Here is a 26895-nt window from a genome sequence, read left to right on the forward strand (position 1 = left end):
TTGCCGCCCAGTGCAAGATCATTTGTTTTTACACTTGGCGCTCGTGTTGCGAACCGACCGGTAGTGTGCCACGTTTCTTCTGATTATCCGCGGGTTGTGGACGCACGGTCGGCGGAGATCGAGATGAGGGAGAACAAGTGCAATTCCGGGGAGCGCGCTTGCTACCGCCCGGTAGCGACAAGCTCACATCGGCGGGCCGTTTGGTCCGTCCCGGCACCATCCGCGGTCAGCTGACCCAGGTGCTGGTGGTTTCGGTCGCCCTGGTACTCGTCCTGCTCGGTGTGGTGATCGTCGACGAGGTCGGCTCCTACCGGGCGACCGGCGACGCCACGCGAGCGGTTTCGCTGGCGCGATCGGTGCAGGACCTGGTGCAGGAGGTCCAGCGCGAACGCGGGTTGACCAGCGGCCTACTGGGCGGGGACAAATCGCTGCGTCCCGCGGTGGACAAGCAGCGCACCGCGACCGATCGGGCGCTGCTGTCGCTACAGAATGCCTTGGACGACAAGGCCCCCGGGGCCGCACAGGTGCGCACGGCCCTCAATCAACTGGGCTCACTCAACAGCAACCGCGCCGATGTCAACGCCCAGCGGGCCGACCGCGCGGCGGTCTTCCAATTCTACAGCGGCGCGATCGGCGCGCTGAACCAGACCCGCCCCGGCCTGGAACACGCTCAGGACGACCAGATCTGGCGCGGGCTGCAGGCGTTCTACGCCCTCGCCGATGTCGGGGAGTACACCGCCCAGGAGCGCGGCTACCTCAACGGCGTCTTCGCCGCGGGCAGATTCGGCGCGGGCGAACATCTGCAGTTCCTCAAGATCCTGGCCGCCAAACAGGCCGCGGTGTTGGCCTATCAGCGCGACGCGACCACCTCCCAGCGCACCGCGCTCGATGCCACGCTGCGCTCGGACGACGCGACCAAATCCGCCGAATACGAGGCCATCGCCATCGCCTCGGAACAGGGTCCGCTCACCGGCAGGGTCGATAGCGCCGCGTGGTGGACGCAGATGACCCGCATCGTCGATGCCCAGCGCGATGTGCAGCGCTCACTCGGGGCCGATGTCAGCGGCCGGGCCGATCAGCTACGGTCCTCCGCCACAACGACTCTCGTGGTCTACATCGCCTTCGCGATCCTGGCCGTACTGGTGCTGATCGGCCTCGTGCTGGCGTGTCTGCGGTCGATCGTGCGGCCGCTGGCGACCCTGGCCGCCGAGGCCGACGATGTCGCCTCCAGCCGCCTGCCGAATCTGATCGCGGCCTGGCATCAGGCCACCGACACCGAACCCGAAGCGCCACAAACTGTTTCGACGCCGAGCGGCGCCGGAGCCGAAATCGTCTCGGTGGCACAGGCTTTCGATCGAGTGCAGCGCACGGCCTACGAACTGGCCTCCGAACAGGCTCTGCTGCGGCGTAATACGACCGAATCGCTGGCGAATCTGGGGCGGCGCAATCAGAATCTGCTGCGTCGTCAGCTCGGGCTGATCAGTGAATTCGAGCGCGATGAGCTCGATCCCGAGGCGCTGGCCAATATGTTCGAACTCGATCATCTGGCCACCCGCATGCGCCGCAATGCCGAAAGCCTGCTGGTACTGGTCGGCGAGGCCAGCCCGCGGCGCTGGTCGGAGCCCATCCCGCTGACCGATGTGGTCCGCGCGGCCCTGGCCGAGGTCGACGACTACCGCCGCGTGGTGCTGCGCCGCGTCGACGAGGTGCCGATCACCGGCAGCGCGGTCAGCGAGCTGTCGCATATGCTCGCCGAACTCATCGAGAACGGATTGACCTTCTCCCCACCGGATCTCGAGGTGGAGATCTACGGTCGCCGCGGCGCGCAGGGCTATATGCTCGCGGTCGTCGACCACGGTGTCGGCATGCCGCCGGATCAGCTGGCCGAGGCCAATGCGCGCCTGCGCGGTGAATCCGACTTCCTGGTCGCGCCCACCCGGTACCTGGGCCACTACGTGGTCGGGCGGCTGGCCAAGCAGTTGGACATCGATATCGAGCTGACGGTGTCGCCGGTCAGCGGCGTGGTCGCGCGCATGCTGCTGCCGCTGGATCTGATCGCCGATAGCAGCAAGCCGCGCCCGGAGCCGAAACGTCAAGGACAACAAGCCCTTCCGGAGGGCGCGGATCCCCATCCCACGGCCCTGCTGCGTCCGATCGCCATCGAGGCGCCCGAGCTGCCGCAGCCGCGGACCGCACCGGAGGAGAGCGAGCCGACCACGCCCACGGTGCGTGAGCGGCCCGCCGCCGAACCGGCCGAGAGCGACGAACCGCCCGCCGCCGCGTCGCGCTACACCCCGCGCCACGCCTCGGCGGCCCCGGACCCGTTCCCGACCCTGCCGCCGGGCCCGATGAAGGATTCGCTCAACGCCGCTGTGGCGCAACGGCACAGGGCCTACGACACCGGCACGTTCGCGGCGATGATCACCGACTCCGAGGCCGAACCCGAGACGGAGGATCCACCCATATGGGAGGATCCCGCCATCGGATCTCACTACACTGATCCGGCACCCGCGGCGGAGCCGGGGCGCACTCGAAACGGTCTGGTCAAGCGCACCAGGAAAACACGCGATCCGGGTGCTGCCGCCAAACCCGCGGCGACAACCCATCCCGTGGCACCCGTTGCCGAACGCTCACCCGAGGAGGTCCGTGGCATGCTCGCCAACTTCCGCGCCGGTCATCAACGCGGCGAACAGTCCGAGCGGCAACGAATCCCGGCTTCGACGACACAGGAGGAGAACAGATGACGACGCATCTGCCGGAGACCGGTCCCCATACCTTCAACTGGCTGCTGGCCGATTTCGTCCGCACCACCGACGGAGTTCGCGACGCCGTGGCGGTGTCGTCGGACGGCCTGCTCATGGCGATGTCGGAGGGCCTCGACCGGGCGGGCGCCGACCGGCTGGCCGCGATGGTGTCGGGCCTGGTCAGCCTGTCCCGCAGCGCCTCGCGCAGTTACGATTTCGACGGCCTCAAGCTGATCATGATCGAAATGCGGCGCGGCTTCCTGCTGGTCTCGGCCATCGCCGACGGCAGCTGCATCGGTGTGATCGCCGACAGCAATGCCGATATCGGCCTGGTCGGCTATCAGATGGCCGTACTGGCCGACCGGGCCGGCACGCTGCTCACCCCCGCGCTGATCACCGAACTGCGTGAGTCGTTGCGTAGATGAGTCAGCGACACCGCCCCGAAAACTGGTCCGATCCGTACACGACGGCCCCGCTGCCGCGTGTGGTCACGACCGCCGAGGAACCGGTGGTACGCCCGTTCCTCATGACGGGTGGTCGCACCACACCGCTGATCGATGGACTGCGGATCGAATCCCTGGTCCATGCCACCCCCGCCGCACTGTCGGCGCCGCTGCGCTTCGAGCAGCACACCGTGGTCCGGCTCTGCCAACGACCACACTCAATCGCCGAAATCGCTGCCACACTTCGGGTTCCGGTCGGAGTCGCCCGGGTCGTGGTCAGTGATCTGGTGACGGCCGGACACGCGACGGTGCGTGCGGCCGAAGAGTTATCCACTGCCGCAATCGAGAGGATCAGGGATCTTGTACGGGCACTCTGAGCATCGCACCACCGCACCGGAGCCGTCGGCATCCTCGGTCAAGATCGTCATCAGCGGCGGCTTCGGCGTCGGCAAGACGACCTTCATCGGGGCCATCTCCGAAATCGAACCGCTGGCCACCGAGGCCGCGATGACCGAGGTCTCGGTCGGCGTGGACGATCCGGGTATGCGCGCGGAGAAGACCACCACCACCGTGGCATTGGACTTCGGGCGCATCACCCTCGATCGCACACTGGTGCTGTACCTGTTCGGCACGCCGGGTCAGGAGCGGTTCGAATTCCTCTGGGACGACCTGCTCGACGGCGCCCTGGGCGGGGTCATCATGGTCGACACCTCCCGCGTCGAGGACTGCTATCCGGTGCTGGACTACTTCGAGCAGCGCAACACCCCGTTCGTGGCGGCGATCAACCGCTTCGCGGGCGAACCGCACTTCGATCTCGAGGAGGTCCGCGAGGCCCTCGACCTCGACGAATCCGTGCACATGGTGGAATGCGATGCCCGCGACCGGGAATCGGTGAAGGAGGTGCTGGTGGCCCTGCTCGAGCAGGTGCTGCTGCATCGGCTGGCCGGGCCGGGACATCTGGTCGCCAGCTGAGGCTATTCCGGCATCGTCCCCTGCGCGGAATAGAGGCTGATCGCGCCTTGCTCGTCGAGGAAGGCGTTGACCAGCATGATGCGTTCGGCGCGCAGCTGTTCGGAGTCCGGGGCCGTGGTGGTGACCGAGATCTGCGGGATGGCGGCCCAGTTCACCACGTAGCGTTCGGGCGGGCCGTCGGATCCGGACATGTGCGCCAACCGGAACACCGAGACCGCCCGGCGCTCGATGAGATTGCGCACTTCCTCGGCAATTCGCTCCGGATCCTCCAGGGCGAACAGGAAACCGAAGGTCAACTCAGGCGAAGAGACGTAGGCGGCCACGAGGTGACAGGCTATCGGACCGCGACGTTTCGATACCGCAACGAACGGGTACCTGTCGCCTACCGATACGGCGTAGCCTGGATCTTCTCGTTCACGTAACCCGCTTGTAATGCTGTATAACGATTGCCCAGCAGCTTCGTCAGTTGGGGCGTACTCGGTTGCGTGCGTTGCAAGGACGCGCTTTCCTGAATATGTCCCGCTTTCCCCGGACAGTCTTCTCTCGCATCGTCGCGGATTTCCCGGTTTCCTCTGTGCCGTGATCGTTTGTGGGGACTCGCGTGTCCGGGTCAGCGGGGCTGCGCCGGAGCCGAGGGGAGCCCCTCCCCGAAAACCTCCTCGGCCCTGGCGCATCCAGTCGGGACTACGTAAAAGGGTGGGGCACCATGGCGACCGAACTGCCGTCTGTGGCGGTCGTATTGCGAGCTTTCCGGGAACCGGCCGACAGCGGCCGGACGGATCATCGCGTACTCGAGGCGGCCCATCAACTGGCCCAGTGTCACGAACTGCGGCGATCGGCGTGCCAGGACGCCCATGCCCCGGACGCGCCCAGTTCCTATGTGGCCGCGTGCAGTCAACTGCTGGAGGACATCGACATCGACCGCGCGAAACTGATCGCCCGCATCGACAATTGGGTCGCCGAGAACATTCCGCATCGGCGCGGGGCATCGCTGCACACCGAGACGCTGGGCGCGGTCATCGACCGGATGGCCGAGAAATGGGTGGCCGCCCAGCATGCGATCGGGCTGCCCGCCCGCAACGGTAACGGCAACGGCAAACGCGCCCGGACCACCGTGATCACCCGGCGCGGCGTCGACAGCGAGGCGCACCTGCAATGGGTGCGCCTCGCCGAACTCGCCGATGGCTACAAGGATCTGATCACCGACGTCATCGAGCATCGACGCCGGTTGCCGGTTTTCTAGCGACCGTCGTCGACGATCTCCACATCGGCATCGATCACCGGCTGATCGGCGTTGACCCGAGCCGAGGGGGCGGGCTCGTCGATCAGCACATCCGGTTCGTCGCGACCGGCGTTCACCGGCTCGGCCGCCTCCTGATCGCGCCGGGCCGCCGCGGCGGCCTCGCGCATCTCGATGGCGTCGGTGACCCACTCGCCGATCTCGCGGGTCACCTCCGCGACCGTTCCGGTGATGATGTTGGCGATATTGCCGACATGGCGCGCCCCGGAGGACGTCAGCTCCTGGATCAGATCCTTGTTGCTCTCGAATTTCCCGATCATCTACCCGCCCACTTCACTAGGTTGCCGCTCCCGCATCACGATAACACCAGGTTGCGGGGCTTTCCCGACGAGCGCGGGCGGCAGCGCGAGGCGGAAGATCTTGCCCCAGACCGAGCCGATCTGCTTACTGAACGGGCCGGTGTTGTAGGGCAGCCCGTACTTCTCGCACAGCGCCCGGACCTCCGGCGCGATCTCGGGATACCGGTTGGCGGGCAGATCCGGGAACAGATGGTGTTCGATCTGATGCGACAGATTGCCGGACATGATGTGGAACAGCTTGGAGCCGGTGATGTTCGACGAACCCAGCATCTGGCGCACGTACCACTCACCGCGGGTCTCGTTCTCGGTCTCCTCCTCGGTGAACGTCTGTACGCCGGACGGGAAGTGGCCACAGAAGATGATCGAGTAGGCCCACACATTGCGGACCAGGTTCGCGGTGACGTTCCCGGCCAGGGTCGACACGAACAGCGGGCCGCTCAGCAGCGGGAAGACGATGTAGTCCTTGAGCACCTGGCGACCAGCCTTACGCCACTGGCCCTTGATCAGCCGCTTGATATCGGACCATTTGCGCTTGCCCGCGACGATGTTCTCCACCTCGAGGTCGTGCAGCATCACGCCCCATTCGAAAAACATCATCAGCAAGAATGCGTACGCCGGATTGCCGAGGTAATACGGATTCCACTTCTGCGCCTCGTCGATGCGCAGTACGCCGTAGCCGATATCGCGGTCGCGGCCGTGGATGTTGGTGAAGGTGTGGTGCATGTAGTTGTGCGAATGCCGCCACTGGTCGCCCGGGCAGACCGTATCCCATTCGAAGGCACGGGAATTGAGGCCCGGTTCACGCATCCAGTCCCACTGGCCGTGCATCACGTTGTGGCCGATCTCCATATTGTCCAGGATCTTCGACACACTCAGCGCGGCCACCCCGGCCAGCCAGAACGGCGGCAGGAAGCCCAGATACATCAGACCGCGCCCGGCGATCTCGAAGCCGCGCTGCGCCTTGATGATCGAGTAGATGTATTCGCGGTCGCGTTCACCCAGATCGGCGGTGAGGCGGTCGCGCAGCGCGTCGAGCTCGCGGCCGATCTCCTCGACCTGCTGCGGGCTCAGCACCAGCGGGCCGTCATTGGTTTCGGTCAGAATGGCCATTGGGGTTCTCCCCTCTCAGATTTCGATGTCCACGTCGCCGACCGCCGCGCTGACGCACAGCTGGATCGACTGATCGGGATCGTTGTGCAGTTCGCCGCTGCGCAGATCGCGCGTGCAACCGGAGCGCTTGACCGCGGTGCAGGAGAAGCAAATCCCCATTCGGCAGCCGTATTCGGGTGTGAGTCCGGCGCTTTCGGCCTGTTCCAGCAGGCTGGTGCCGGCGTTGTCGGCCCTGACCCCGCTGGCGGAGAAGGTCGTCGCGCCGCTCACCTCGGCCGGATCCACCGGGGTGGTGGTGACCACGAATTCCTCGGTGTGCAGGCGGTTTTCCAGCTCCTCGGCCTCGTATACCGTGCGCACGGCCGCCATCAGCGAGGGCGGGCCGCAGACGAAGGTCTCCGCCTTGGCGAACCATGGTGCGACGCGCTCGAGCTGGTCGTAGTCGAAGTAGCCGCTCACCAGCGGGGCCGCGCAGATCCACGGCGCGCCGTCGAGCTGTTCGGCCAGATCCAGCGACGGATAACACAGCGCGATGCGGAAATTGGGATGCCGCTGGGCGATCGCGTCGAGTTCGGCGCGATGGGGCACCTGCTCGGGCGACTTCGCGTAGTGCAGGAACACCAGCTTGCCCGCATAGTCGCGCGCGGCCAGCGTCTGCAGCATCGACAGCACCGGCGTGATGCCGCTGCCGCCGCTGATCAGCAGGATCTGCTCGGGAAGCGGATCCGGCAGAGTGAAGACGCCCGCGGCCGGGGCCAGATCGACCACCATGCCGGGCGCGGCCCGGCTGTGCAGATACCGAGAGACCAGCCCGTGCTCATGCGCTCGGATGGTCAGCCGCAGCTGCCGGTCGCGCCGGCCCTGCGGGTCGATCGGGGAATAGCAGCGCGTGTGCTTGACGCCGTTGATCAGCACACCGATCTGGACGTACTGCCCGGCGCGATGGCCCTGCCACTGTCGGGTCGGGCGCAGCGTGAGTGTGACCGATCCCGGCGTCGAGCGCCGGACCTCGGTGATCTCGGCCCGCATATCGCGCACGGTGAGCGTGGGCCGCACCAGTTCCAGATAGCGATCGAGCGGATGCGGCGTGGTCAGCGTCTGCACCAGGTCGATGAGTCCCACCATTCGGTTCTCCCAAGCTATGGATCGTGCACCACCAAATTTCCAGTGCACATCTGTACACTCGATTAGTGTGCCCCCTCGCGCATCAGTTATTCAACCTGCAGCGGCTGTGACCGACGCAACACCCGAGTGAAGGAACCCATCGTGAACGGATGTATGCTCATCGAGATGACTGAGCAGGTGGAGACCCGAGGCGAACGCAAGGAGCGCACCCGTCGCGCCCTGCTGGACGGCACCCTCGCGCTCGCCGCCGACAGGGGTTTCGCCGCGCTCAGCCTGCGCGAGATCGCCCGCTCGGCGGGCATTGTGCCGACCGCGTTCTATCGGCACTTCACCTCATTGGACGAACTGGGCACGAGCCTGGTCGACGAGGGCGTGCGCCAATTGCGTTTGGCGCTGCGCGAATTGCGCCGGACCCCGGACGCGCGGCTGGCCGCGACGGTCCGCTTCGTCTTCGGCCAGGTCGCCGGGCGCGAGGATCTCTACGGCTTCCTGGTGCGCGAGCGGCACGGCGGATCGGCCACGCTGCGCGGCGCGATCGCGGTCGAAATGCAGCTCATCATCAGGGAATTGGTGGTCGATCTGTCCCGGATCCGGGCACTGGACACCTGGTCGCCGGAGGATCTGGAACTGGCCGCCGAGCTGATCGTCTCGACGGTCGCCAATCACATCGCCGACTATGTCGCCACCGCGCCCGCCGAACGCGCGGCCCTGGTCGAGGGCACGGTTCGTCAGGTGCGTCTGATCGCGCTCGGCATGGCGGCCTGGCGTTCGAACTGAGGTCAGCGAGCCTCCGGGTCCAGGGCCAGCACCGATCGACCGCCGTCGACGGCCAGACTCACCCCGTTGACGAAACTCGCCTCCTCCGAGAGCAGAAACGCCACCGCCGCGGCGATTTCGTCGCTGGTGGCCACGCGACCGAGCGGATGCAGGGCCGCCATCTCCCGCTCCACCGAATCCGCGGCGGCCGGGGCGAGCCCGGCCAGATATTCCGAATAGCGTTCGGTGGCAACCGTGCCCGGTGCGATGGCATTGACCCGAATGCCGTGGCCGCCGTATTCGACGGCCAGCGCGCGGGTCAGCCCCTCGATCGCGGCCTTGGCGGTGCTGTAGGGCAGCGCGCCCGGAACCGCGCGGCGGGCCTGATGTGAGCTGATATTGACGATCGATCCGCCGGTCCCGGTCGCGAGGAAGGCGCGGACCGCGACGGCCGATCCCGTCAGTGCCGGACGCAGATTCGCCTCGATCAGCTCGAGAACCCGTGGGGCGGGCGTGGAATCGATCGAGGCGTCGCGGAACATCGCGGCATTGTTGACCCAGCCCACCAGGGGCGCGGCCCGCCACGCGACCTCGGCGGCCTGTTCGACCACCTCCTCGGCCCCGGCATCGCCCTGGATCAGCGAGATTCCCTCGCCGTTCCAGGGCGGCCCGGACAAACCTCCGGTGTCACGCTCTACCACCACCACGTGCCCACGCGTCAGCAAACGCGCCACGATTGCCCGACCGATCCCCCGAGCGCCGCCGGTCACGACGTAGGACTGCGCCATCAGCCCATGGTAGCCAAGGGTTTTCGAGTTAGCCGCGAATTCGCGTGCATCCCGCTGACGCACCGGGCGGTCCGGTTCCGGGTTCGGCGCATATCAGCCAGCAACCACCGAGGTAGCCGGCAACTCCCGAGCAGCGCCGTGACAGCGCTCGGTGTGCTCGCGCCAGGGCCGTTCGCGGGCCTCGTCGCTCATCGCCAGCAGGGCTCGCAATCGCTCCCAGGCCGAATCGTCGGCGGGGGTGAAGATCTGAACCCACGAACCCGCGATGGTCGGCACCGACATGCTGGTCAAAATGACGTCGATATCCCCCGAGGCGAGATTGCGCACCAGCCGGTGGCGACCCAGGGGCGAGGCCACATCATTGCGGGCCCACAGCGACGCGAACCGCGCACTGCGCGCACAGAGATCCTCGACGAATCCGATCCACTCCGGATCGTGCAGATTCTTGGCATAGGCGCTGCGCAGGAATCCGACCATGCGACACAGATGTTCGTTCTGATCCGGATACGGATTGCAGCAGTCCGGGGTCAGGAACACCCGCCGCAGCACATTGCGATCCCCGCGCACGAATCCGGGCGTCAGCGCCGCGTAGGCGGCATTGTGCGCCAGCACGTCGTAGCGCGCGCTCAGCAGCGCGGCGGGCAGCGGATGCAGCTGGTCCAGAATCCCCTGCAGTTCCTCGGGAACGATCTCCTCGGCATGCCAGCTCGGCACGGTCGGCACATCGGCGAGCCGATACAGATGCGCGCGCTCGACCGGATCCAGTGCGAGCGTGCGCGCGATGGCGTCGAGCACCTGCACGCTGACATTGATATCGCGCCCCTGCTCGAGCCAGGTGTACCAGGTGACGCCCACCCCGGCGAGCTGGGCCACCTCTTCGCGTCGCAGCCCGGGGGTGCGCCGCCGCATCCCGGCGGGCAGGCCCACATCGGCGGGTGTGATCCGGGCCCGCCGCGATTTCAGGAATGCGCCGAGCTCGCCGCGGCGCGCCTTGCGGACCTGCCGGGAATCGGGTGCTGCCTGCTCGGTGATCGTCACCCGACCCATGCTGCCGCACCCGTTATCCGGTATCCAGGTGTCATCGGTACCAGGATGAGGTGATCGCCGACACCGGGATCAGCCGATGAATCGGATGCCGGTCAATCGCGAGGTCGACGGGCCGCGCAGCAGCTCACCGGCCAGGTCGTAGAACCGCACGGTCGCCGAGCCCTCCAACCGGTCTCCGATGACCTCGAATTCGAAACCGATGACGCCCTTGTTCACCAGGGCGGGATCGGTTCGGTCGACGACATATTCCAGGAACGCACCGGCCACTCGGTCGCCGTCGGCCCGCCAGATACCCCTGCCGTTGCTGTCGCTGGAGACGCGGATGCCCCGGTCCGGATTCGACTGGACCGCGGTGCCGTCCGGACGGAAGACCATGACGTGATGGGCGAACGGGGTGTCCTGCGCGGTGACCTCCCAGATACCGAGGACTGGATGGGAATCGCTCATGCCGCTTCTCCACACAGCGCGGCCGGCGGTTCGACACGCGGTTTGTCCCAATGAAATCCGCTCAGCATGTACTTGTTCAGCGCGTTCACCAGTGTGTCCAATTCGGTGGAACAGCCTCGGCGATGCGCGTGAGATGCGCGCGCGTGCCGGTCCAACGATCTTGTTCGGAAGTTCGTTGTTTGATCTTGACGCCTCGACAGGCTACACCCTGACGGGTGCTGCGGGTACCAGGATGAGCGGGCTCCTGTTACCGGGATCGATTCTCGCCCAGGCTCTATCGCATGACACAGACGCTGACCCACGCTCCACCGACACCCACGGTCGGCGCCCGCACCCGGACCCTGCTCGCGGTACTGCTGTTCGGGCAGTTCATGGCCGTACTGGACGCCTCGATCGTCAATGTCGCGATTCCCTCCATTCGAACATCGCTGGGCGCCACGGGTTCGGCGCTGCAGTTGATCGTCTCCGGATTCGTGATCGCCTACGCCGTCCTGCTGGTGACCGGCGCCCGCCTGGGCGATCGGTTCGGGCAGCGCGCGATGTTCTTGACCGGCCTGGCCGTATTCACCGCGGCGTCGCTGGCCTGCGGGCTGGCGTGGAATGCGGGGACGCTCATCGGCTTTCGCGTGGGGCAGGGCATCGGCGCGGCCGCGATGGTGCCCCAGGTGATGACCCTGATACAGAAGAATTTCACCGGAACGGCCCGGGCACGGGCGCTGTCGGCCTATGCGGCGGTGATCTCCGGCGCGATGGTGGCCGGTCAGATTCTCGGCGGCCTGATCGTGAGCCTCGATCTCGCCGGAACCGGTTGGCGCGGAGTCTTTCTGGTAAATGTGCCCATCGGGATGATCTTGCTCGCGATCGCGCCGCGGGTGCTGCCCGCGACCACCGGGCGGGCCGATCGCCGATTGGATCTGGCCGGACTGGCCGTGCTCACGCCCGCGGTACTGCTGTTCGTACTGCCGCTGGTGCTGGGGCACGAACAGCGCTGGCCGGTGTGGACCTGGATCGCATTCGCCTGCGCCACTGTCGGATTCGCCGGATTCGCCCTGGTCGAGCGGGCGGTGCACCGGCGCGGCGGCGAGCCACTGTTCGCCGACCGGGTACTGCGCGCACCGGGATTGATCTGGGCCGCGGCGACGATCTTCGTGATCATGTCGACCTTCAGTGGCTGGCTGTTTCTCATGGCACTTCATATGCAGGGCCCGCTCGGCTATCGGGCCTGGCATGCCGGACTGCTGTTCCTGCCCAATGGATCCCTGTTCGGTCTCGCGAGTATGAACTGGGAACGCCTGCCCCGGCGCTACCACCGCGCGATGATTCCGACGGGCCTGATCGTGTCCGCCGTCGCCATGGTCGGGCTCGGCGCGCGCCTGGGCGCGGGCCACGGAATGGGTGCGCCGGAACTGATCCTGTCGGCCGCGCTCGGCCTCGGATACGGATTCGCGTTCAGCCCCTTGATGAACCGGGCCCTGTCCAAGGTGCCGCAGGCCCTCGCCGCGGATGCCAGCGGAATCCTCGCCACCAGTTCGCAATTGGGCATGATGGTCGGGGTCGCGGCCTTCGGATCGGTCTATCTCGCACTGGCCGGATCACACGCCCTGGACGCGGCGCGCACGACATCGATCGCGGCGGGGGCGACGGTCCTGATCGCGGCCGCACTGGCCGCGCGCGCGACGCGCTGACCGGCGCATACAGAAGGGCACCCCGCGGACCTCCCGGATCCGCGAGGTGCCCTTCCCGTATCCGAGATGGTGCAGAGCACCCGCGATTGATGATACAGATAGTCTCAATTACATTCGCCTGAACAGCGGAAATCGTGAACTTCGCCTGAACGTTATGCACCAAGTTGCATAGTACGGCTAGTATCAATTACCCTCGCGGCATGGCCCTCGAGCATGCGCTACTGGTATCGCTGACCGAGCGCGCCGGCTCGGGCTACGAGTTGGCGCGGCGCTTCGACCGGTCCATCGGCTTCTTCTGGAGCGCCACCCACCAGCAGATCTACCGGGTGCTCAAGCGCATGGAGGAGCAAGGCTGGATCAGCGGGGAGGCCGTCGCGCAGGAGGGCCGTCCGGACAAGAAGGTCTATACCGTGAGCTCGGCCGGTCGCGCGGAACTGCGGCGCTGGATCGCCGAGCCCAGCGACGATATCGGCCCGATGCGCAGCGAACTCGGCATAAAGATTCGCGCCGCCGGGCACGGCGACGTGGCCGCCCTGTGCGTCGAGGTGGCCCGCCACCGCGAGCAACACGCGCAGCGTCTCGAGGTCTATCGACTCATCGAGAAAAAGGACTTCCCCGACCCGACCCGGCTCACCGGTTCCGCACTGCATCAATATCTGGTGCTGCGGGGCGGGATCCGGGCCGAGGCGGGCTTGATCGAATGGTGCGACGAGGTGCTCGACGGCTTGCGCCGGGACCTGTCGCCGCAGCCCGAAGACCGAAAGGTGACGCCGTGACCTATCCCCACCTGTTCGAACCGCTCGATCTGGGCCACACCACGCTGCGCAATCGCGTGGTCATGGGTTCCATGCACACCGGTCTCGAGGATCGGGCCTGGGATACCAATCGGCTGGCCGCCTACTTCGCCGAGCGCGCCCGCGGCGGGGTCGGCCTGATCATCACCGGCGGCTACGCCCCGAACCGGGAGGGCTGGCTGCTGCCCTTCGGCGCCAAGCTCACCAACAAGACCGAGGCCTACCGCCACCGCGCCATCACCAAGGCCGTACACGCCGAGGGCGGCAAGATCGCACTGCAGATCCTGCACGCCGGACGCTATGCCTATGTGCCGTGGAGTGTTTCGGCCTCCTCGATCAAGGCGCCCATCAACCCCTTCAAACCGCGCAAGCTGTCGAACAAGGCCGTCGAGCGCACCATCGAGGACTATGTGCGCTGCGCGAAGCTGGCGAAATTCGCGGGCTACGACGGCGTGGAGGTGATGGGCGGCGAGGGCTATCTGATCAACCAGTTCCTCGCGCCGCGCACCAACAAGCGCACCGATCGCTGGGGCGGTTCGGCGGAGAACCGGCGGCGCTTCCCCCTCGAGATCGTGCGGCGCATGCGCGCGGCCGTCGGCGAGGACTTCATCATCGTCTTCCGGCTGTCCATGGCCGAATTCGTCGAACACGGCCAGACCGAGACCGAAATCTTCGCGCTGGCAAAGGATTTGGAAACCGCGGGCGCGAGCATCATCAATACCGACATCGGCTGGCACGAGGCCCGCGTTCCGACCATCGTGACCTCGGTGCCGCGCGCGGCCTTCGTGGAGTACACCGCGAAGATCAAGGCGCTGGTGGACATTCCGGTCTGCGCGTCCAACCGCATCAATATGCCCGAGACCGCCGAGGAGATCCTCACCCGCGGCGACGCCGACATGATCTCCATGGCCCGGCCGCTGCTGGCCGATCCGGACTGGGTCCGCAAGGCCGAGCAGACCCGCGAGGACGAGATCAACACCTGCATCGCCTGCAATCAGGCCTGCCTGGATCACGCCTTCGTACACAAAACGGTGTCGTGTCTGCTCAATCCGCGCGCCGGACACGAGACCGAACTGGTACTGCTGCCGACCCGGCGGACCAAGCGGGTCGCGGTGGTCGGCGCCGGTCCGGCCGGACTGTCGGCCGCGGTCAATCTCGCCGAACGCGGCCACAAGGTCGATCTGTTCGAGGCCGACGACAAGATCGGCGGACAGTTCGACATCGCCCGGCGCATTCCGGGCAAGGAGGAGTTCAACGAGACCATCCGCTACTACACCCGCAAGCTGGAGGTCAGCGGGGTGCGGGTGTTCCTGAACCGCCGGGTCTCCGCCGAGGAGCTGGTGCGGGGCCGCTACGACCACGTGGTACTGGCCACCGGTGTGCGCCCGCGCATTCCGAGCATTCCCGGCATCGACCATCCGAAGGTGCTCACCTATGCCGAACTGGTACGCGAGGGCAAGCCGGTCGGCAAGAAGGTGGCCGTGATCGGTGCGGGCGGAATCGGATTCGACGTCAGCGAATTCCTCACCGTGGACGGACACCCCTCGCTGAAGCTGGACGAGTGGAAAGAGGAGTGGGGCGTCACCAGTGACGATCCCAACGCACCCGGCCAGCTCACCCTCGCCAAACCCGCTCCCGCGACCCGGGAAGTCGTTCTGCTACAGCGTAAATCGGGTTCGTTCGGCAAGAGCCTGGGCAAGACCACCGGCTGGGTGCACCGGGCGGCGGTGAAGGCCAAGGGGGTCGAGCAGATCGGCGGGGTCAACTACGAGCGCATCGACGATCGCGGCCTGCACATCAGCTTCGGCGACAAGCGCGAGCGGCCGACCGTCATCGAATGTGACAACGTGATCCTGTGCGCCGGACAGGAATCGGTGCGCGAACTGGAGGAACCGCTGAAGGCCGCGGGTGTCAGTATCCATCTGATCGGCGGTGCCGATCTTGCCGCCGAACTGGACGCCAAGCGCGCCATCGATCAGGGCACCCGGCTGGCCGCGTCGCTGTGACCGCGCTGCTGGACCGGATCGGGTTGCCCGGCGACGAGAAGTCCTGGGCGGCACTGGGTTTCGATCTCGAAGGCGGACGGATGCGGATCGGTGGCATCTCGTGCGTGGTCGGGGTGCAGCCGAGTTGGGGCTTCGCCGGGGCGCACGCCGATCCGTCGGTGCTCGGCATCGCGGAGCTGGTGAGCGGCGATGTGACCGGCGGTGCGCACCCCAACGGTGTGAGCTTCGTCGACCACATCGTCTACTGGGTGCCCGACCTCGACGCGGCCGTCGCCGGTCTCGACGATGTGCTGGCCACCGAACCCCGCCGCCGCTTCCATCCGCGCGGGCCCGCCGGGCCGGAGATGGCCTTCTACCGGGTCGGCGAGGCGTTCATCGAGGTGGTCGCCGCGGGCGGCCAGCCACCGATGCTGGCCGGAATCGCCTTCGGCGCACCAGATCTCGATGCCACCGTCGCGGCCGTCCGCGCGGCGGGCGGACCGATCAGTGATCCCAAACCGGCCGTACAGGGCGGCCGGATAGCGAGCGTGTGGACCGGTCATGTCGGCTGGGGCGTGGCGATCATGGAGCCGAAGCAGCGCTCGTAACAGCGCCGCGGTCAGTCGGATCAGCAGGGCGAGCAGGCGCGCGGCCGTGACGATCGCGCGCACCGCCGCCCGTACCAGTGCACTGTCGAGCTCCGACGACGCGGGGCAGGGACCGATCAGGAATTCCTCGACAGTGGTCATCGCGGCCTCGAATCACTCGGCCGCACAGGCGATATCGGCGGGCGGCAGGGTCGCGTCGCGGTAGTAGGCGGCGACCGCGGCTCGCACGCACCGGTTCGGCACGGTGTCGAGAATGCCGTGGATCCGGGTGTTCTCCAGCGTCACCATCCGGGAGCCGGTCAGGGCCCGGTGCATCGCCTGCGCGCCCGCATAGGTGGTGCGAGTATCGCCGGTGGCCTGAATCATCAGCACGGGAAGGTCATTGCGCACCTTCGTCGACGGCTCCGCCGGATCCGCCCAGAAGGCGCAGGTGCTGATGTTGTCGAGCAGCGGTGCGAAGACCGGATGCTCGGCCCGGCCCGCCTCGACGGCCCGCCGATACCACTGCGGATCGCGCGGGTACGACACATCGCCGCACATCACCGCGTCCTGGCCGGAGGCCTCCATCGGCTTGCCGTCCAGCATGAGCGCCAAGTCCTCCTCCAGCGAGGGGCCGGGCCGCACCTGCTGCCCCTCCGCCGCGTCGGCCAACTGTCGAATGACCGTGGCCAGATCGGCGTTCTGCGCGGGGTCCGACAGGCGCTTGAACAACAGCAGAGGCAGCAGCCGATCGTCCACGGCATGGGCGCCGATCCGGATCGGCGTCTCCCCCGCCGTGCGAATCAGTTCGGACACCGTCGCCCGCACGGCGGAACGTGTTGTGCCGAGCCGGTATTCGCCGTCGCGAGCGGCCGTCCAGTCGGCCCACTCGTCCAGCGCCCGCTCGTTGACCGCGACCATGTCCTCGAACATGCCCCTGCCGTAGCGATCCGGATCCACCGAGCTGTCCAGGACGAAACGATCGACGCGCTCGGGGAACATCTGGGTGTAGACCGCGCCCAGATAGGTTCCGTAGGAGGTGCCGAAGTAGCTGATCTTGTCCACGCCGAGCACGGCGCGGATCACATCCATATCTCGGGCGGTATTGCGAGTGTTGATCTGCGCCAGCCGTTTACCCTCGGCGCTCTGGCAGCGCTGCGCCAGATCGCGGACCTGCGCGACGCTCTCGTCGAACTTCGCCGGATCGGCGCCGGCCGAGCGCAGGGACAGACCGGTCGGCCAGTGGCAGTTCACCGGCGAGGATCGGCCGATACCGCGCGGGTCCATGCCGATCATGTCGTAGCGGGCGCGCACATCGTCCGGCAGGCCCGTACCGAAGCCGAGGGTGAAGTCCAGTCCCGGCCCGCCGGGGCCACCGGGATTGGACAGCATGACTCCGCGCCGCTGTGCCGGATCCGCGGCCAGGCGGGAGATGGCGACTGTTGTTGTATCACCCTGCGGCTGTATGTAATTCAGCGGCACGGTGATGTCGGCGCATTGGGCGCCCGCCTTGTCCAGGCGCTCGTCACCGCACGGCCGCCATTGCGGCTTCTGCTCGTAGAAGCTGGTCAGGTCGGGTTGTGTGGGGGCCGGGGTGGGGTCGGCCGTCCCGCAGGCCGCCGCCAGCAGGGCCGTCACCACGGCGAGGACGAGCACACCTTTCTTCTGGTGTCTCATTGCCCGGCCTCGCGGAGGGCGGCGTCGAAGGTCTTGTTCATGACGTCGCCGTCGTGGCCGTCCCCCGCGACCACACCAGACAGATACCGTTCCAGTGGCGCGTCCAACTCCACCGTCCCTTCGGAAACAGGCTGACCGAACACCGCCGCGACGAAGGTTTCGGTGTCGTTCCGGAGCCGGATGTGGTCGCCGTCGCGAAATCGCTCGCCGGAGGCGAGATCACCCCCTCCGGCCGTCTCGGTCCGATAGCCGCGATGGATCGTCTCGTCCAGCGCCTGCGCGAGCGTCGCGCGACCCGGCACGGCCACCGAATCTCCCACGGCCGCACCGTAATCGCATGCCGCGACGGTACCAACCAGCACCGCGACCGCGGCGGCACCGGCCACACCTCGTCGAAAATCTGTCCTGCCCAACACGATTGCCTCCTGCGCCGCTGCCGTTCCATCCGGGTGAACAGCTCCCCGATCACGCTATGGATTCGGAGGCGGATCCCCCATCCTGCGAACACCCGTCTTCGCGGTGCAGTACCCACCCGCCCCGTGGTGGTGCTATCCCCACCTCGACCCGGCGCAGGTAGGCTCCCGGACCGTGAGCCTTCCCGCACCCACTGCCGAGAATCGTGCCGTCGTCACCGGAGCCTCCTCCGGAATCGGAACCGCGCTGGCCGAGGAGCTGGCAAGCCGTGGCTATTCGCTGATCCTGGTGGCCCGCCGGGGCGAACTGCTGGCCGATCTGGCGCAGCGGCTGACCGAGCGCTACGGGATCACCGCCGAGGTGCGGGCGGTGGATCTGTCCGATCGCGAACAGCGCGCGCCACTGAGCACCGAGCTGGCCAGCCGCGATATCGCGATCCTGTGCAACAACGCCGGTGTCGCCACCTTCGGCCCGGTCGCGAAGCTCGACGCCGAATTCGAGCGTTCGATCATGGAGCTCAATGCCGTTGCGGTGCACGATCTGACGCTGGCGGTCCTGCCCGGCATGATCGCCCGGCGCGGCGGCGGCATCCTCATCACCGGGTCGGCCGCGGGCAATATGCCGATTCCCAACAACACCACCTACGCCGCCAGCAAGGCGTTCACCAACAGCTTCTCCGAATCCCTGCGCGGCGAGCTCACCGGCAGCGGCGTCAATGTCACCCTGCTGGCCCCCGGCCCGGTGCGCACCGACAATCCGGACCAGGAGGAGGTGAGCACCAAGATCCCGGAGTTCATCTGGGTCACGGCCGCCGCCACCGCCAAGATGTCCATCGACGCGCTCGCCCGCAACAAGATGCGCGTGGTTCCCGGCCTGATCAGCAAAGGTATGAGCGTGGCAGGACAGTACGCGCCGCGGGCCATCACCGCGCCCATCGTCGGGTCGTTCTACAAGAAGCTGGGCGGCTGAGCGTTCCCGGTCACATCGATGTCAGTGCGGCATCAAGATAGCCGGGCCGGGTGTAAATGGCGCGTAACGGCTTGCTTCTTCCACCCGGAAACGGCGTAGTCCTGACGATGGCCCCGCAGTAAGGAGAAAGCGGGGAACTCACAGGAGAAGCCGTGACGCTGCTCGAGATCTTCCCGTCATTGCGGTCGGGAATGCCGTCTCCACGAGTGGACACCTCTGTTTGGCCGTGCGAAACGCACTACGACGACCTCGGCCGGATCACCGTCGGCGGCGTGGCCCTGGCCGATATCGCCGATCAGTACGGCACCCCCGCCTACGTCCTGGACGAGACCGAGGTCCGTCGGCGCTGCCAGGCCTATCGCAAGCACTTCCCCGATGCCGAGATCATCTACGCCGCCAAGGCGCTGATGACCAAATCGGTGGCCCGCTGGATCAGCCAGGAGGGTCTGTCGGTCGACGTGTGCTCGGCCGGTGAGCTGGCCATCGCGCTGGCCGCCGATGTGGATCCGCAGCGCATCGTGCTGCACGGCACCGGTAAGCCGTTCTGTGAACTCGAAGCCGCTGTGGCCGCGGGCGTCGGCCGAATCGTGATCGATTCGCTCACCGAGGTCACCCTGCTGGCCGCCCTGGCCACCAAACCGCAGCAGGTGCTGCTGCGGCTGTCTCCCGATATCGACGTGCACGGCCACCCGGCCGTGCGGACCGGCGTGACCGATCAGAAGTTCGGTCTGCCGCTGGGCAGCGCGCAGGCCGACGAGGCCATCGCGCGCATCATGCGCCACCCCAATCTGAAACTGGTGGGTCTGCACTGCCATCTCGGCTCGCAGATCCACGAGGCGGATTTCTACGGTGAGGCCGTGCGCCGCATGGTCGCCGAGATGGCCCGGATCCGCCGCGACTACGACGTGACCCTGACCGAACTGGACCTGGGCGGCGGACACGCGGTCGCGTATCGCTGCGGCGACGCGGAGATGAATCTGGCCGAACTGGCCGATATCGTCGACGACTCGCTCGACGCCGCGTGCGCGCTGAATCACTTCCCGCGCCCGCATATCGCCATGGAGCCGGGCCGGGCCATCGTCGCCCACGCCGGTGTCACCCTGTATCGGGTCATGGCGGTCAAGCACATCGAGGGCGGGCGCACCTATGTGATCGTCGACGGCGGTATGAACGACAACCCGCGCGTGGCGCTCTACGGCGCCCGCTACGACGCCGTGGTCGCCAATCGCCACCCCACCGGCCCGCATATGACCGCGACCGTCGCGGGCCGCTACTGCGAGGCGGGCGACATCCTGGCCGCCGACGTCAGCCTGCCCGCGGATCTGCGCCCGGGCGAGGTACTGGCGATCCCGTGCACGGGCGCCTACCACCACAGCCTGGCCTCCTCCTACAACGGCGTCGGCCGCCCGCCGATCGTGGCGGTCCACGAGGGCCGCTGCCACGAGGTCCTGCGCCGCGAGACCCCGGCCGATCTGCTCAGCCGCGATCTGGGCTGAGTGGAAGCCGGACCCGACGGACCCGACCGACGACGGCAGATCGACCGCCCCGCCCCCAGCCGGGGGACCCCTCCGGGACGGCCGACCTACCGGACAGCGGTCGGGCCGTTGTCGTCCCGTCCCCCCAGTGCCCGCAAGCGAACGCTGCCCCAGCCCAGTGCCCGCAAGCGAACGCTTTTATCGCTTGCGGGTACCGAAGATGCTGCGGCTGATCTCGCGGCCCGCGGCCGTGGCCGCCGAACGCAGGAAGCTCTTGACCGCCGGATTGCTCATGATGCGATCGGCCGCCGACGGCTCCTCCTTGGTCGGCTTGGCCGGGGCGGGCGAATCCTGTTCGGCCTTGGCGACTTTCGCCGACAGGATCTCGTAGGCCGATTCACGGTCGACGGTCTGCCCGTATTTGCCGTACAGCGAGCTGGATTTGGCCCGCGAGCGGATCGCGTCGTCGCCGATGGTGTCCATGAGCGAACGCGGCGGACGCAGCCGGGTCCACGCCACCGGGGTCGGCGCGCCCTTCTCCGAGAGCACCGTCACGATGGCCTCGCCGATTCCCAACGAGGTCAGGGCCTTCTCGAGGTCGTAGGCGCCGGTCTTGGGATAGGTGCGCACGGTCTTCGACAGCGCCTTCTGATCGTCGGGGGTGAACGCGCGCAACGCGTGCTGAATGCGCGCGCCCAGCTGCGACAGCACCTGATTCGGGATGTCGGTGGGCAGCTGGGTGCAGAAGAACACGCCGACACCCTTCGAGCGGATCAGCTTGACCGTTTGCTCGACCTGATCCAGAAACGCCTTGGACGCGTCGTTGAACAGCAGATGCGCCTCGTCGAAGATGAACACCAGCTTGGGTTTGTCCACATCGCCGACCTCGGGCAGGGTCTGGAACAGATCGGCCAACACCCACATCAGAAACGTCGAGAACAGCACCGGCCGCGCCGACTGCGCGCCCAATTCGAACAGCGTGATCACGCCCTGTCCCCCGGCGCTGCGGATCAGATCGGCCGGATCCAGTTCGGGCTCACCGAAGAACGTGTCGCCGCCCTCGCCCTCCAGATTCACCAGCGCCCGCAGGATCACCCCGGCCGTGGCCGCCGACACACCGCCGATGCCCTTGAGATCCTCCTTACCCTCCGCACTGGTCAGATGCTGAATGACCGAGCGCAGATCCTTCAGATCCAGTAGCGCCAAGCCCTGTTTGTCGGCCCAGTTGAAGATCAGGCCCAGGGTGGATTCCTGAGTCGCGTTGAGCCCCAGCACCTTACTGAGCAGCACCGGACCGAAGGAGGTGATGGTGGCGCGGATCGGGATGCCGATGCCCTCGGTGCCGAGGGAGACGAATTCGGTGGGGAATCCGGCCGGGGCCCAATCGGTGTCGCCGGTTTCGGCGGCCCGCGCCGAGAGTTTGTCATTGGCCGTACCCGGCTGCGACAGGCCCGACAGATCGCCCTTCACATCGGCGAGTACGACGGGCACGCCCGCGGCGGACAGTTGTTCGGCGATGCCCTGCAGGGTTTTGGTCTTGCCGGTGCCGGTGGCGCCCGCGACCAGACCGTGGCGGTTGATGGTGCGTAGCGGAATACTCACGTGCGCGGCCGATTCCACCTTGCCGTCGATCATCACCGCGCCCAGTTCCAGGGCCGCGCCCTCCACGGCGTAACCGGCCGCGATCTCCTGCGCGGCGTCGGATGCCTTCGCGCCGGAGTCCTTTTCGGCGCTGTTGTCCGAATCCTCTTTACCAACCGCGCTTTTCGCGTGTTCCGCGGCTTCTTGCTCGGCCGCGTCCGCCGCCGCCTGCGCCTCGGCCGCGATACGCGCCGCCTCCTCGGCCGCCTTGCGAGCCGCCGCCGCCTTCTCCTGAGGAGTAGTCATCGCCGATCCTCCGTCCGCCCTGCCAACTACGCGCCAACATTGCCGATCTATCCGGACCAAGCTCGAATCCTGCGCACACCATATCGAACGCACTGCGCAAACCCGGCAGGTCAACCCAGTAATGTGGCGCGGGTGTCCGACAAACTCATGGTGTGGATCGACTGCGAGATGACCGGCCTGCGCCTGGACAGCGACAAGCTGATCGAGGTGGCCGCGCTCGTGACCGACAGCGACCTCAACATTCTCGGTGAGGGCGTGGATATCGTCATTCACGCCGACGATGCCGCCCTGGCCGCCATGCCGCCCGTGGTCCAGGAGATGCACGCCCGCTCCGGGCTCACCGACGAGGTGCGCCGATCCACCGTCACGCTGGCCGAGGCCGAACAGCAGGTCCTGGATTACGTCAAGGAGTGGGCGCCCACCCCCGGCACGGTCCCGCTGGCCGGAAATTCGATCGCCACCGACCGCGGCTTCCTCGCCCGCGACATGCCCGCCCTCGATTCACACCTGCACTACCGCATGATCGACGTCAGCTCGATCAAGGAACTGTGCCGCCGCTGGTACCCCCGCATCTACTTCGGCCAGCCCGAAAAGGGCCTCACCCACCGAGCCCTGGCCGACATCAAGGAATCCATCCGCGAACTGGAGTACTACCGCCGCACCGCCTTCGTCCCCGCCCCCGGCCCCTCCACCACCGAGATAGCCACCATAGCCACCCACCTCACCACCGCCGAACCGGCGAATACCGCCCCCGACCAGGCCGATTAGGCCCCACCCACCACTACGCGTTAGGATCTAGCGCGCCGGAAGTTACCGGCAATGGTGGCTGTAGTTCAGCTGGTAGAGCACCAGGTTGTGATCCTGGGTGTCGCGGGTTCGAGTCCCGTCAGCCACCCCGAACGCGAAGGCGCGAACCATCCGGTTCGCGTCTTCGTCTCTTTCCCGGCTCGATCCCATTGCCGTCGGCGACCATACCGCGCGGCAGGTATGACGTAGCCCACACTCGCTCCCCGCACGCGGCGATACCAACCCTCGTAGTATCGACATTTAGTTCAGCTCGAAACTATTTCAAGCGTTGACGCCGGAGGGGAGATAGCGCAGGCGGGTATTGCGTCGATTTCGTAGTGTAGACAAGATTTTCTGTGTGATTCGGGGAGTGTTTTTGTCCAAGATTCGTATTATCGGCGCTGTCGGCGTCGTCGTTCTCATTGTCCTGGCAGGTTCGCTTTATTTCGGCTTGCGCAACAAGTCCGAGGAAGCTCCCACGAAGCAGAAAGCGATCTCGGTGGCGGTCGACGTGACCAATCTGCCGCAACGCGTGATCCAGGTGAAACAGACGATCCCCGTCCGGTCGGGTGAGGTGAAATTGCTTTTCCCGCAGTGGCTGCCCGGCAACCACTCTCCGTCCGGTCCGATCGACAAGATCGGGGGCATCACCTTCACCAGCGCGGGGAACAGGCTGGAGTGGAAGCGTGATCCCTTGAACGTGTACGCGTTCAAGGTCACTGTGCCCGACCGCGTGGAATCAATCGACGCGAGCTTCCAATACCTCACCCCCACCGACTCCTCTCAGGGGCGCGTGGTGATGACACCGAATATGCTGAATTTACAGTGGAATGCGGTGGTCCTCTATCCAGCAGGTCCTCCCGCCAGTGAGATTCCCTTCACCGCGAGCGTTACCTACCCGCCGGGATTCGAGGCCGGAACCGCGCTGGAGGTCGCCGGCAAGAACGGCGACACCGTGAATTACAAGCAGGTTCCGTTGGACGTCCTCGTCGACTCGCCCATATACGCGGGGCGCTATCACAAGGAATTCGACCTTGCTCCCGGCGCGAAAACCCCGGTGCGACTGCAAGTATTCGCCGACGCGCCGGAGCAGCTCGAGGCCAAGCCCGAGCACATCGAGCTGCACAGGGCTCTGGTGCAACAGGCCGTGAAACTGTACGGCTCACAACACTATGACCACTACGACTTCCTGCTGTCGTTGTCGAATCAGCTCAGCTCCAACGGATTGGAACACCAGCGATCCAGCGAGAACGGCCAGCCCACGGACTATTTCACCGGGTGGAACCCCGCGGTCGGCAGCGCCGATCTGCTCGGACACGAGTACACACATTCCTGGAACGGCAAGTTCCGACGCCCCGCAGACCTGTGGACACCCAACTACAACGTCCCGATGCAGGACAGCCTGTTGTGGGTCTACGAGGGACAGACGCAGTACTGGGGCAATGTGCTCACCGGCCGGTCCGGCTTGCGACCCGCGGAAGTCTCTCGTGATGCGTTGGCGTCGGTAGTCGCCACATACACCGACAACCGGCCCGGACTCACCTGGCGCGACGTGCAGGACACCACCAACGATCCCATCATCGCTCAGCGGCGTACGAAGCCGTATCGGTCGTGGCAGCTCAGCGAGGATTACTACCAGGGCGGGCAACTGGTGTGGCTGGGGGTGGACGCGCGTATCCGCGAACTGTCGGGGAACACGAAGTCACTCGATGATTTCGCTCGCGCGTTCTTCGGTGTCGACGACGGTAAGTGGGAGTCGCAGAACACCTACGACTTCGACAAAGTCGTCTCCACGCTGAACGGCGTTGTCGCCGACGATTGGGCGAAGTACCTGCGCGATCGTCTCGACGGAAAGGAACCGTTCGCCTCCAGTGTCGAGAAGACGGGGTGGAAGTTGGTGTACGACAACAATCCCGGCGCTCTCCTCACCGCGCAGATGAAACAGGCCGAGGGCGCTGTCAACTACACCTACTCGATCGGTCTCAATGTGTCCGGCGAAGGCAAGGTCACCGACGTGCGCTGGGACGGCCCCGCGTTCAAGGCGAAAGTCGGCACCGGGATGACGGTGGTTTCGGTCAACGACGCTCCCTATTCCCAAGCCACGATGGAAGCCGCGATCGAGGGGGCCAAGGCGAATCCCGCCCCGATCCGATTGCAGGTCAAGGACTTCGATCAGACCCGGACCGTCGAACTGAACTATCACGACGGCCTCCGTTACCCGCATCTGCAACGCATCGACGGCACCCCGGACTACCTCACCCAGATCCTGGCCGCGCGAAACTAGCGTCACCCCTCGGGGGCAGGTCGGAAGCGTTTCCGTCCTGCCCCTGGGCCACCAATTACCTACGCTCACAAACGAATTCGCGTATCAGTCCCTGAAACAAGCGAGACCCGGCTGCCGATTCACTCTCTGTAATGCCCCGGGCGGCGACTGAGGAGACGGGCATGATCGACGGAACCGTGATCGCGGACTATCTGGTCGCGGCGGCAGGGGGCGCCGGTAGCAGGCTGGTGGACCGTTCCCTGGATCAGGGATTGACGGCGCTGTCCCAGGCGGTGATTCGCAGGCTGGGTCGCGGACCGATCGACGATCTCACCGATCACCCGGACAGTATTCGGGCGCGGCAGCGCGTCGCGGCCGCGATCGAGAGCGCGGCCGAGGCGGACGAGCGATTCGAACGCGAACTCGCCGACCTGCGGGATCGAATCGACGAGGCCGGTGGGTGGCAGTACATCACGATTCACACCGGCCGTAGCGGCCGTACCGTCGTCGGCGGTCCCGGCAACGGCCATACCGCCGCGGGGAATATCTCGACGTACGACTTCTATGCCCCACAGCCGGACGACCTTTCGGGAGCACCGGCGTGGACCAAGACCTGCCTGTGGATCGGCGGCGCGATCGCCGCCCTCGGTTGGGCGATCATGATGCTCGGCATCGCCCAGCACACCTCGCAGAGCACGCCCGGCACAGGCTTCGCGATCTTCGCCATCGGCGGCCTGATCATGGGCGCCGGTGAGCTGGGAGCGAGAACCTCCCGTCCCCGGCGTCATCGCTGATCCGGAGTGATGCGCGCCGAGGTCGCGCGAACCGTCGAGCGGGCCGCGACCGACATCCGGTCACGGCCCGCCCCTACCGCACTACTGCGCGGTCAATCCACGCAGACCGCGGACCGCGATCGCGACATCACGCAAACCCGCGGCACTCCCGGTGCGGAGCACCACGACTCCGCAGAGCGCCAGGTAGCAGACGAAGCAAAGCGATCCGAGCAAAGCGATTTCAAACACACCGACTCCTTCAGCGGCGCGGAACAATCTCGCGAGTGCACCCGGAAAGCCTCTCTACGCATCCGGGCGACCGTCCGGTCCAGATGCAGCCCCATCCAGAGCTGTCCGCCGATCAACGGCCGACAACCTACGGTGCGCCGCATACGACGCGGCACACCCATCACGTCAACCAACGACACCGCACCTATGCGATAACCCCCCGTAGCGGGCTGTACAGCATATGAGCAGTGCACGTCGTATCAACTCGGGTTGGTTCTCCTCCAAGGATTTCGGTCGGACCCCTTGCCGCTCATCATCCCGAAGGCCACTACGCCACGCAA

General features: G+C 66.5%; 26 protein-coding genes and 1 tRNA gene. 16 read left to right on the forward strand and 11 right to left on the reverse strand.

The window, feature by feature from the left end:
* The first annotated feature begins 137 nt into the window (after positions 1-137).
* The 4 genes from NP4_RS17955 to NP4_RS17970 are packed head-to-tail and all read left to right on the forward strand — an operon-like array spanning position 138 to position 4159.
* A complete protein-coding gene (locus tag NP4_RS17955) occupies positions 138-2744 on the forward strand; it encodes a sensor histidine kinase (RefSeq protein WP_067999156.1) in 2607 nt (868 codons plus the stop codon).
* Positions 2741-3169, forward strand: a complete 429-nt coding sequence (locus tag NP4_RS17960) for a roadblock/LC7 domain-containing protein (protein WP_062508277.1) — start codon at positions 2741-2743, stop codon at positions 3167-3169. The genes NP4_RS17955 and NP4_RS17960 overlap by 4 nt, the downstream gene beginning before the upstream one ends.
* A gap of 59 nt (positions 3170-3228) precedes the next feature.
* Positions 3229-3564, forward strand: coding sequence for a DUF742 domain-containing protein (locus NP4_RS17965; protein ID WP_245998323.1), 336 nt, complete (start codon positions 3229-3231; stop codon positions 3562-3564).
* Positions 3545-4159, forward strand: a complete 615-nt coding sequence (locus NP4_RS17970) for a GTP-binding protein (protein WP_211335923.1) — start codon at positions 3545-3547, stop codon at positions 4157-4159. Before NP4_RS17965 ends, NP4_RS17970 begins: the two co-directional genes overlap by 20 nt.
* A 2-nt stretch (positions 4160-4161) precedes the next feature.
* Here the strand turns inward: NP4_RS17970 and NP4_RS17975 are convergent, their stop codons facing one another.
* Positions 4162-4482, reverse strand: a complete 321-nt coding sequence (locus NP4_RS17975; protein WP_067999158.1) for a hypothetical protein — start codon at positions 4480-4482, stop codon at positions 4162-4164.
* 383 nt (positions 4483-4865) lie between these two features.
* Here NP4_RS17975 and NP4_RS17980 point away from each other — a divergent pair, with 383 nt between their 5' ends.
* Positions 4866-5402 carry a DUF4254 domain-containing protein gene (locus NP4_RS17980; protein WP_067999160.1) on the forward strand — a complete coding sequence of 179 codons (537 nt, stop codon included), beginning with the start codon at positions 4866-4868 and terminating at the stop codon, positions 5400-5402.
* Here the strand turns inward: NP4_RS17980 and NP4_RS17985 are convergent.
* Genes NP4_RS17985 through NP4_RS17995 form a run of 3 tightly spaced genes read right to left on the reverse strand, consistent with a single transcriptional unit; the run spans position 5399 to position 7993 of the window.
* Complete coding sequence (locus tag NP4_RS17985; protein ID WP_067999162.1) at positions 5399-5719, reverse strand: hypothetical protein; 321 nt, start codon at positions 5717-5719, stop codon at positions 5399-5401. The two genes, NP4_RS17980 and NP4_RS17985, sit on opposite strands and share 4 nt — an antisense overlap.
* The gene (locus NP4_RS17990; protein WP_062508268.1) at positions 5720-6868 is read right to left on the reverse strand and encodes a fatty acid desaturase family protein; all 1149 of its coding nucleotides are present in this window, start codon (positions 6866-6868) and stop codon (positions 5720-5722) included.
* Between the two features lie 15 nt (positions 6869-6883).
* Positions 6884-7993: a ferredoxin reductase gene (locus NP4_RS17995; RefSeq protein ID WP_067999164.1), complete on the reverse strand. Its 1110-nt coding sequence runs from the start codon at positions 7991-7993 to the stop codon at positions 6884-6886.
* Between the two features lie 165 nt (positions 7994-8158).
* Here NP4_RS17995 and NP4_RS18000 point away from each other — a divergent pair, with 165 nt between their 5' ends.
* Positions 8159-8770, forward strand: coding sequence for a TetR family transcriptional regulator (locus tag NP4_RS18000; protein WP_067999416.1), 612 nt, complete (start codon positions 8159-8161; stop codon positions 8768-8770).
* 2 nt (positions 8771-8772) lie between these two features.
* Here NP4_RS18000 and NP4_RS18005 read toward each other — a convergent pair whose 3' ends face one another.
* From NP4_RS18005 to NP4_RS18015, 3 genes are all read right to left on the reverse strand, one after another.
* Complete coding sequence (locus tag NP4_RS18005; protein WP_067999166.1) at positions 8773-9537, reverse strand: SDR family NAD(P)-dependent oxidoreductase; 765 nt, start codon at positions 9535-9537, stop codon at positions 8773-8775.
* 93 nt (positions 9538-9630) lie between these two features.
* The gene (locus NP4_RS18010) at positions 9631-10575 is read right to left on the reverse strand and encodes a helix-turn-helix transcriptional regulator (RefSeq protein ID WP_245998321.1); all 945 of its coding nucleotides are present in this window, start codon (positions 10573-10575) and stop codon (positions 9631-9633) included.
* Positions 10576-10653: 78 nt separating this feature from the next.
* Positions 10654-11031 (reverse strand): hypothetical protein, encoded by a 378-nt coding sequence (locus tag NP4_RS18015; RefSeq protein WP_067999170.1) that lies wholly within the window; start codon positions 11029-11031, stop codon positions 10654-10656.
* A gap of 281 nt (positions 11032-11312) precedes the next feature.
* On the opposite strand from NP4_RS18015, the gene NP4_RS18020 reads away from it, so the two are divergent.
* The 4 genes from NP4_RS18020 to NP4_RS18035 all read left to right on the forward strand — a co-directional run bounded on the left by NP4_RS18020 (position 11313) and on the right by NP4_RS18035 (position 16103).
* Positions 11313-12716, forward strand: a complete 1404-nt coding sequence (locus tag NP4_RS18020; RefSeq protein WP_067999172.1) for an MFS transporter — start codon at positions 11313-11315, stop codon at positions 12714-12716.
* Between the two features lie 200 nt (positions 12717-12916).
* Positions 12917-13492, forward strand: coding sequence for a PadR family transcriptional regulator (locus NP4_RS18025; protein WP_062508438.1), 576 nt, complete (start codon positions 12917-12919; stop codon positions 13490-13492).
* Positions 13489-15516, forward strand: a complete 2028-nt coding sequence (locus tag NP4_RS18030) for an NADPH-dependent 2,4-dienoyl-CoA reductase (RefSeq protein ID WP_067999174.1) — start codon at positions 13489-13491, stop codon at positions 15514-15516. Before NP4_RS18025 ends, NP4_RS18030 begins: the two co-directional genes overlap by 4 nt.
* Entirely contained in the window at positions 15513-16103 is a 591-nt protein-coding gene (locus NP4_RS18035) for a VOC family protein (RefSeq protein WP_067999175.1), read from the forward strand. The genes NP4_RS18030 and NP4_RS18035 overlap by 4 nt, the downstream gene beginning before the upstream one ends.
* A 153-nt stretch (positions 16104-16256) precedes the next feature.
* Here NP4_RS18035 and NP4_RS18040 read toward each other — a convergent pair whose 3' ends face one another.
* Together NP4_RS18040 and NP4_RS18045 are read right to left on the reverse strand one after the other, a co-directional pair.
* Positions 16257-17759: an alpha/beta hydrolase gene (locus tag NP4_RS18040; protein WP_067999177.1), complete on the reverse strand. Its 1503-nt coding sequence runs from the start codon at positions 17757-17759 to the stop codon at positions 16257-16259.
* Positions 17756-18175 (reverse strand): serine hydrolase domain-containing protein, encoded by a 420-nt coding sequence (locus tag NP4_RS18045; RefSeq protein ID WP_147288025.1) that lies wholly within the window; start codon positions 18173-18175, stop codon positions 17756-17758. Before NP4_RS18045 ends, NP4_RS18040 begins: the two co-directional genes overlap by 4 nt.
* A gap of 172 nt (positions 18176-18347) precedes the next feature.
* On the opposite strand from NP4_RS18045, the gene cmrA reads away from it, so the two are divergent.
* Together cmrA and lysA are read left to right on the forward strand one after the other, a co-directional pair.
* Entirely contained in the window at positions 18348-19142 is a 795-nt protein-coding gene (gene cmrA / locus NP4_RS18050; RefSeq protein WP_067999182.1) for a mycolate reductase, read from the forward strand.
* A gap of 152 nt (positions 19143-19294) precedes the next feature.
* Positions 19295-20638 carry a diaminopimelate decarboxylase gene (gene lysA / locus NP4_RS18055; protein WP_067999184.1) on the forward strand — a complete coding sequence of 448 codons (1344 nt, stop codon included), beginning with the start codon at positions 19295-19297 and terminating at the stop codon, positions 20636-20638.
* A 177-nt stretch (positions 20639-20815) separates the two neighbouring features.
* On the opposite strand, the gene NP4_RS18060 is transcribed toward lysA, so the two are convergent.
* Positions 20816-22504 carry a helicase HerA-like domain-containing protein gene (locus NP4_RS18060; protein ID WP_067999186.1) on the reverse strand — a complete coding sequence of 563 codons (1689 nt, stop codon included), beginning with the start codon at positions 22502-22504 and terminating at the stop codon, positions 20816-20818.
* A 132-nt stretch (positions 22505-22636) separates the two neighbouring features.
* Between NP4_RS18060 and orn the strand changes: the two genes are divergently transcribed.
* From orn to NP4_RS18080, 4 genes are all read left to right on the forward strand, one after another.
* Positions 22637-23272, forward strand: coding sequence for an oligoribonuclease (gene orn, locus NP4_RS18065; protein WP_067999188.1), 636 nt, complete (start codon positions 22637-22639; stop codon positions 23270-23272).
* A 54-nt stretch (positions 23273-23326) separates the two neighbouring features.
* Positions 23327-23399, forward strand: a tRNA-His gene (locus NP4_RS18070).
* Between the two features lie 261 nt (positions 23400-23660).
* Positions 23661-25574 (forward strand): M61 family metallopeptidase, encoded by a 1914-nt coding sequence (locus tag NP4_RS18075; protein WP_114755777.1) that lies wholly within the window; start codon positions 23661-23663, stop codon positions 25572-25574.
* A gap of 161 nt (positions 25575-25735) precedes the next feature.
* Positions 25736-26347 carry a hypothetical protein gene (locus tag NP4_RS18080; protein WP_147288024.1) on the forward strand — a complete coding sequence of 204 codons (612 nt, stop codon included), beginning with the start codon at positions 25736-25738 and terminating at the stop codon, positions 26345-26347.
* An 81-nt stretch (positions 26348-26428) separates the two neighbouring features.
* Here NP4_RS18080 and NP4_RS40990 read toward each other — a convergent pair whose 3' ends face one another.
* The gene (locus NP4_RS40990; protein WP_156524921.1) at positions 26429-26575 is read right to left on the reverse strand and encodes a hypothetical protein; all 147 of its coding nucleotides are present in this window, start codon (positions 26573-26575) and stop codon (positions 26429-26431) included.
* Positions 26576-26895 lie beyond the last annotated feature (320 nt).

This window comes from Nocardia pseudobrasiliensis NBRC 108224 (assembly GCF_001613105.1).
Classification (GTDB): domain Bacteria; phylum Actinomycetota; class Actinomycetes; order Mycobacteriales; family Mycobacteriaceae; genus Nocardia; species Nocardia pseudobrasiliensis.